Source organism: Streptomyces sparsus (genome assembly GCF_054776295.1).
In genome coordinates, this window is the sequence record NZ_BAAHCA010000192.1 from 1 (window position 1) to 6826 (window position 6826).

Below are 6826 nucleotides of genomic sequence, written 5' to 3' on the forward strand. Positions count from 1 at the left end.
CCGTCGTCGCTGACCGCGGAGGCCTCCGCGCCGGCCGCCGGCGACTTCTCCAGCAGCTGGGAGAGCTGACGGCCCAGCACCCGCTTGAACTTGCGCTGCTGCGGACGGCCGCGGTCGAGCACCGCCACTTCCAACTGGTCGGCGGTGAGAGTGCGTTCCCCGCCGTTGTTGTCACGGACCAGGGCCGCCATGGCCAGTTGCAGCACCTCGGCCAGCGACATGTCGTCGCGGTGCCGCTCCTCGAGATAGGTGCCGATCTGGTCGGAGTTGCCGCCGACCGCGACGGAGCCGTGCTCGTCGACGATGGAACCGTCGTGCGGCAGCCGGTAGATCTGGTCGTCCTCGGGCGCGTCGCCCACCTCGGCGACGATCAGCTCCACCTCGTAGGGCTTCTCACCGACGCTGGAGAAGATCGTGCCGAGCGTCTGGGCGTAGACGTTGGCCAGGCCGCGGGCCGTGACGTCGTCGCGGTCGTAGGTGTAACCGCGCAGGTCCGCGTAACGGACGCCGCCGATGCGCAGGTTCTCGAACTCGTTGTACTTGCCGACCGCGGCGAACGCGATGCGGTCGTAGATCTCGCTGACCTTGTGCAGCGCCCTGGAGGGGTTCTCCGCGACGAACACGATGCCTTCGGTGTACTGCAGCACGACAACGCTGCGTCCGCGCGCGATGCCCTTGCGGGCGTACTCCGCGCGGTCGGCCATGGCCTGCTGGGGTGAGACATAGAACGGCGTGGACACCGGCTTTCCCGTCCCTTCCTGTGCTTAGAGAACCGGGGCCTGGGGCCCGTTGGGCAGCTGCATTCGGCCTTCGTGCACCGCGCGTGCGATCTCGGCGACCTCCGACTCGTCGAGGCGGCGGTAACCGTCCTCGGTGATGGCCGCGACCACCGGGTAGATACGCCGGGCCATGTCGGACCCGCCGGTGGCGGAGTCGTCGTCGGCGGCGTCGAAGAGGGCCTGGACCACCACGGTGGCCGCCTGCTCCTCCGTGAGGTCGGGGTGGTGCAGCTTCTTCAGGGAGCCGCGGGCGAAGACCGAGCCCGAACCCACCGCCGCGAAGCTCAGCTCCTCGGAGCGGCCCCCGGTGACGTCGTAGGAGAAGATCCGGCCCCGGTCGCGCACGGTGTCGAAGCCGGCGAAGAGCGGCACCACGGCGAGCCCCTGCATCGCCATGCCGAGGTTGCTCCGGATCATCGTGGAGAGCCGGTTGGCCTTGCCCTCGAGGGACAGCTGGGCGCCCTCGACCTTCTCGAAGTGCTCAAGTTCGAGCTGGAAGAGCTTCACCATCTCCACCGCGAGCCCGGCGGTGCCGGCGATGCCCACCGCGGAGTACTCGTCGGCCGGGAAGACCTTCTCGATGTCGCGCTGGGCGATCATGTTGCCCATGGTGGCCCGGCGGTCCCCGGCCAGGATCACCCCGCCGCGGAACGTCACACCGACGATGGTCGTGCCGTGCGGCGCCTCCACGGCGCCCTGCACGGGCGGCAGGGGCCGGTTGCCCGGCAGCTGCTCGGGAGCGTGATCGGACAGGAAGTCCATGAACGACGACGATCCGGGCGTCAGGAAGGCAGCCGGCAGACGCCCGATGCCACGAGTGTTGGCTTCCACGCGTTTCCTTCCACGTATGCGGCCGTACGCCCCGTGACGTGCGACCGGTGCTTTCGGGTGCTTCGGTGCCCGCGCGGCTGCCGAAGCGGGGTTACGTCGGGACCCTACCCGCCCGGTGATCGTGATCCACATGCTTTGCCCGAGCAGCTGGCCCGGCACCCGCGGACGGCGTGTCGGGGCGGCGCCCCGGCACGCACGGGCAGGAGGGGCGAACAGGTCGAGGGGACGGCGGGCCGGGCCGGAACGGTCACCTGACGCAGCGGGACGGCCGGGTGCGGGAATCGCACCCGGCCGTCCCGTACAGGACGGCGAATCCGCACGCGCCGCGTGACACGGCGGGCGGCAGCCCGTTATTCGCCGCCCTTTTGCACGAACGACCGCACGAAGTCCTCGGCGTTCTCCTCGAGCACATCGTCGATTTCGTCGAGCACCGAATCGACGTCGTCCGTCAGTGCTTCCTGGCGCTCCTTGAGGTCCTCCGTGGACTGCGCGTCCTCGGTCTGCTGCTCGGTCTCCTCGGTGGAGCGCGTCGCCTTCTGCTGTCCGCCGCCGGTGTCCTTGGTTGCCATATAGCTCACCCCGCTCGGATTAGTCGTTCATGATCAGACCCTACAAGCAGGGACTGACATCGGACCCTGTTTTGCTACAACGCCCGGGGACCACCCCCGTGATTCCCGGGTCGGGGCGGTTTCAGTTCCCGGACAGCACCCGGACCAGCTCGTCCGCGGTACGGCAGCGGTCGAGCAGGTCCTCCACATGGGCGCGGGTCCCCCGCAGCGGCTCCAGGGTGGGCACCCGCTGCAACGAGTCCCGGCCGGGCAGGTCGAAGATCACCGAGTCCCAGGACGCCGCCGCCACGTCGTCGGCGTACTGCTCCAGGCAGCGGCCCCGGAAGTAGGCCCGGGTGTCCTCCGGCGGCTTGCTGCGGGCCCGCTCGACGTCCGCCTCGTCCAGCAGGCGGGTGATGCGGCCGCGGGACGCCAACCGGTTGTAGAGGCCCTTGTCGGGGCGCACGTCCGCGTACTGGAGGTCGATCAGCTGCAACCTGGCGGCGTCCCAGCCGAGGCCGTCCCGCCGCCGGTAGCCCTCCATCAGCTCCCGCTTGGCGACCCAGTCCAGCTCCCCCGCGAGACTCGTCGGGTCCCGCTCCAGCCGGACCAGGACGTCCTCCCAGCGGGTCAGGACGTCCACCGTCTGCTCGTCGGCGTCCGCTCCCCACCGCTCCTCGACGTACTTGCGGGCCAGCTCGTAGTACTCCATCTGGAGCTGCACGGCGGTCAGGGTGCGGCCGTTGCGCAGCGTGACCAACTGCCTGAGGTCCGGGTCATGGCTGACCTCGTGGAGGGTGCGGACCGGCTGGTCGACCGCGAGGTCGACCGCGATGAACCCGTCCTCGATCATGGCCAGCACCAGCGAGGTGGTGCCCAGCTTGAGGTAGGTGGACAGCTCCGACAGGTTGGCGTCACCGATGATGACGTGCAGCCGGCGGTAGCGTTCCGCGTCGGCGTGCGGCTCGTCGCGGGTGTTGATGATGGGCCGTTTGAGTGTCGTCTCCAGGCCGACCTCGACCTCGAAGTAGTCGGCGCGCTGGCTGATCTGGAAGCCGTGCTCGCCGCCGTCCTGGCCGATGCCGACCCGGCCGGCCCCGCAGACCACCTGGCGGGAGACGAAGAAGGGCGTCAGGTGCCGGACGATGTCCGAGAACGGCGTCTCCCGCTTCATCAGGTAGTTCTCGTGCGTACCGTAGGAGGCGCCCTTGTTGTCGGTGTTGTTCTTGTACAGGTGGATCGGCTGGGCGCCGGGCACCTCGGCGGCCCGCCGGGCGGCCTCCGCCATGACCCGCTCCCCCGCCTTGTCCCACAGCACCGCGTCGAGCGGGTTGGTGACCTCCGGGGAGCTGTACTCGGGGTGTGCGTGGTCCACGTAGAGGCGCGCGCCGTTGGTGAGGATGACGTTGGCCAGGCCGATGTCCTCGTCGGTGAGCTGGCTGGAGTCGGCCGACTCGCGTGCGAGGTCGAAGCCGCGGGCGTCCCGGAGCGGGTTCTCCTCCTCGAAGTCCCACCGGGCGCGGCGGGCCCGGTGCATCGCTGCCGCGTAGGCGTTGACCACCTGGGACGAGGTGAGCATGGCATTGGCGTTGGGGTGCCCGGGAACGGAGATCCCGTACTCGGTCTCGATGCCCATTACTCGCCGTACGGTCATGCGGCCCTCCTTGCCCGGCGGTGGCCCGTGCTGGCCCACCGCTGAAGTCCCACTGCGCCTTCGCCCCGTATGCGGCCTCGCGGCAACCGCACTGCGCCTGTCGGCGTCGTACTCGCGAGCCTAGGCGGGCGGATGCCGCGGTGGGGAGAATGCACCGGACCTTTGTCGAAACGGTCCGGCCGCGGCTGCCCGGTCGGGCAGCCGCAGCCGGACGGTTTTCTCCTACAGGTACTGACCGGTGTTCGCCACCGTGTCGATGGAACGACCGGTGTCGGCGCCCTGCTTTCCGGTGACGAGCGTGCGGATGAACACGATCCGTTCGCCCTTCTTGCCGGAGATCCGGGCCCAGTCGTCCGGGTTGGTGGTGTTCGGCAGGTCCTCGTTCTCCTTGAACTCGTCCACACACGCGGCGAGCAGATGGGAGACGCGCAGACCCTTCTGGTTGTGGTCGAGAAACGCCTTGATCGCCATTTTCTTGGCCCGGTCGACGATGTTCTGGATCATCGCGCCGGAGTTGAAGTCCTTGAAGTACAGGACTTCCTTGTCGCCGTTGGCGTACGTCACCTCGAGGAAGCGGTTCTCCTCGGATTCGGCGTACATCTGCTCCACGACGGACTGGATCATTCCAGCGACGGCGGCCTGGCGGTTGCCGTTGTTCTCGGTGAGGTCCTCGCTGTGGATGGGCAGGTTGGGAGTGAGGTACTTGGAGAAGATGTCCTTCGCCGCCTCGGCGTCCGGACGCTCGATCTTGATCTTCACATCCAGCCGGCCCGGCCGCAGGATCGCCGGGTCGATCATGTCCTCGCGGTTGGAGGCGCCGATGACGATGACGTTCTCCAGGCCCTCCACACCGTCGATCTCCGACAGCAGCTGGGGGACGATGGTGTTCTCCACGTCCGAGCTGACACCGGAGCCGCGGGTGCGGAACAGCGAGTCCATCTCGTCGAAGAAGACGATGACGGGGGTGCCCTCGCTCGCCTTCTCCCTGGCCCGCTGGAAGACGAGGCGGATGTGCCGCTCCGTCTCACCGACGTACTTGTTGAGCAGCTCGGGGCCCTTGATGTTGAGGAAGAAGCTCTTGCCGGCCGGCTGACCGGTCACCTCCGCGACCTTCTTCGCCAGCGAGTTGGCGACGGCCTTGGCGATGAGCGTCTTTCCGCAGCCGGGCGGGCCGTAGAGGAGCACGCCCTTGGGCGGGCGCAGCTCGTGCTCCTTGAAAAGGTCGGGGTGCAGGTAGGGGAGCTCGACGGCGTCGCGGATGAGCTCGATCTGCCCGCCGAGGCCGCCGATCTTGGCGTAGTCGATGTCCGGGACCTCTTCGAGGACCAGCTCCTCGACCTCGCTCTTGGGCACGACCTCGTAGACGTACCCGGAGCGGGACTCCAGCAGCAGCGCGTCGCCGGCCCGCAGCGTGGTGTTGAGCAGCGGTTCGGCGAGCCGGACCACCCGCTCCTCGTCGGTGTGGCCGAGCACCAGCGCGCGTTCGCCGTCCTCCAGGACCTCCTTGAGGGTGACGATGTCGCCGGCGCGCTCGAACTCCATGGCCTCGACCACGTTGAGCGCTTCGTTGAGCATCAGCTCCTGGCCGCGCCTGAGCTCCTCGAGCTCGACGCTGGGGCTGACGTTCACCCGGAGCTTGCGGCCCCCGGTGAAGATGTCGGCGGTGCCGTCCTCGTTGGCCTGCAGGAAGACGCCGAAGCCGGCCGGCGGCTGTGCGAGCCGGTCGACCTCCTCCTTGAGTGCGACAATCTGGTCGCGGGCCTCACGCAGGGTGTTGGCCAGCCGCTCGTTCTGTGCGGAGACGCCCGCCAGATTGGTCTGCAACTCGACGATCCGCTCCTCGAGAACTCGAGTGTGGCGCGGAGAGTCAGCGAGCTTGCGGCGCAGGACGGCGATCTCCTGCTCGAGAAAAGCAACCTGGCCAGCCGGGTCATCGGAACCCCGACCGGGCCGGATGCCGCGGTTCATGTCGTCGTCGTGGGCTGCCACGGTCCTCACCTCCTCCAGGGGGAGCTGGACGCTTCCTGACCCTACCTGGGCCCGCACGGGTTGAAACCCCTAGATCACAAAGACTGTCGGGGTGTGTCCGATCTTCACCCTTGCGCACTCCCTCACGTCAGGGAGATACCCACCCGACGCGCTCCGGAAGCCGCCGGTTGTATCGTCGGGAGGGTCAACACCCTTTCCCGTTGGCTTCCATGAGCACCCGCAGGCAGGAACGGCAGGCGACATGACCGTGCAGGACGAGGCAGGAACCGGCGAACTCGAGGTCTGGATCGACCAGGACCTCTGCACCGGTGACGGCATCTGCGCCCAGTACGCGCCCGAGGTCTTCGAGCTGGACATCGACGGCCTGGCCTACGTCAAGGGCGCGGACGACGAGCTGCGAACGGCGGCGGGCGCGACGGCCCCGGTCCCGCTGCCGCTACTCAACGACGTGGTCGACTCCGCCAAGGAGTGCCCCGGCGAGTGCATCCACGTGCGTCGGGTTTCGGACAGCGTCGAGGTCTACGGTCCGGACGGCGCCTGACAGCGGGCCGCCGACGGTCCGCGAGGCGGTCAGACGCCGGCGGTGAGCGGAGCGGCACGGAGCGCGAACTGTCCGCGCTGCCACCGCCAGCTGACGTCCCGCTCCTGGTCGGGGCAGCAGCGCGGCACCGTGTCCGAGGAGTAACCGTGCAGCTTCGCCGAGATACGGCCCGCGCGCACCCGGAAGTCCGACACCGACATCTGCTCACCGGGGTCGACGAGCGTCTCCACTATGCGCGGTGAGCCGTCCCGCCGGGCGGCCAGGACGTACACGCCGCTGGGCGCGCTCCCGGTGCCGCTCGCGCACCGGACGACGGCCACCGTCTCGTCGCGGCCGTCCCGGTCGAAGTCGGCATCGTGCCGACTGACCACGGCCGCCTCCCAGGGGCCGCAGTCCAGGGGGTAGTCCGCGCGCTCCGGATCGGGGCCGTCGCCCGGGGAGTCCGCGCCGGCGGACGTGTCCGCGAGCGTGCGGCCGTCGTCCG

7 protein-coding genes are annotated in these 6826 nt (G+C 69.0%); 1 reads left to right on the forward strand and 6 read right to left on the reverse strand.

Annotation, left to right across the window (positions count from 1 at the left end; all coding sequences use genetic code 11):
• From prcA to arc, 5 genes are all read right to left on the reverse strand, one after another.
• Positions 1-740 (reverse strand): proteasome subunit alpha (gene prcA / locus ACYVE9_RS11725; protein ID WP_461027730.1); only part of this gene is annotated, 740 nt, incomplete at its 3' end.
• Positions 741-764: 24 nt separating this feature from the next.
• A complete protein-coding gene (prcB, locus tag ACYVE9_RS11730; protein WP_461027731.1) occupies positions 765-1610 on the reverse strand; it encodes a proteasome subunit beta in 846 nt (281 codons plus the stop codon).
• Between the two features lie 350 nt (positions 1611-1960).
• On the reverse strand, positions 1961-2179 hold the full coding sequence (locus tag ACYVE9_RS11735) for a ubiquitin-like protein Pup (protein WP_461027732.1): 219 nt from the start codon (positions 2177-2179) through the stop codon (positions 1961-1963).
• A 121-nt stretch (positions 2180-2300) separates the two neighbouring features.
• On the reverse strand, positions 2301-3812 hold the full coding sequence (gene dop / locus ACYVE9_RS11740) for a depupylase/deamidase Dop (RefSeq protein WP_461027733.1): 1512 nt from the start codon (positions 3810-3812) through the stop codon (positions 2301-2303).
• A 222-nt stretch (positions 3813-4034) separates the two neighbouring features.
• Positions 4035-5801 (reverse strand): proteasome ATPase, encoded by a 1767-nt coding sequence (gene arc, locus ACYVE9_RS11745; protein ID WP_461027734.1) that lies wholly within the window; start codon positions 5799-5801, stop codon positions 4035-4037.
• 241 nt (positions 5802-6042) lie between these two features.
• On the opposite strand from arc, the gene ACYVE9_RS11750 reads away from it, so the two are divergent.
• Positions 6043-6342, forward strand: coding sequence for a ferredoxin (locus tag ACYVE9_RS11750; RefSeq protein ID WP_461027735.1), 300 nt, complete (start codon positions 6043-6045; stop codon positions 6340-6342).
• A 29-nt stretch (positions 6343-6371) separates the two neighbouring features.
• Here the strand turns inward: ACYVE9_RS11750 and ACYVE9_RS11755 are convergent.
• Positions 6372-6826, reverse strand: a 455-nt coding sequence (locus ACYVE9_RS11755) for a hypothetical protein (protein WP_461027736.1), incomplete at its 5' end; no start/stop codon positions are given.

Coding starts and splice junctions, on each gene's coding strand:
- ACYVE9_RS11735 (WP_461027732.1), bottom strand. CDS start 2,179: ATGGCAACCAAGGACACCGGCGGCGGACAGCAGAAGGCGACGCGCTCC.
- dop (WP_461027733.1), bottom strand. CDS start 3,812: ATGACCGTACGGCGAGTAATGGGCATCGAGACCGAGTACGGGATCTCC.
- ACYVE9_RS11750 (WP_461027735.1), top strand. CDS start 6,043: ATGACCGTGCAGGACGAGGCAGGAACCGGCGAACTCGAGGTCTGGATC.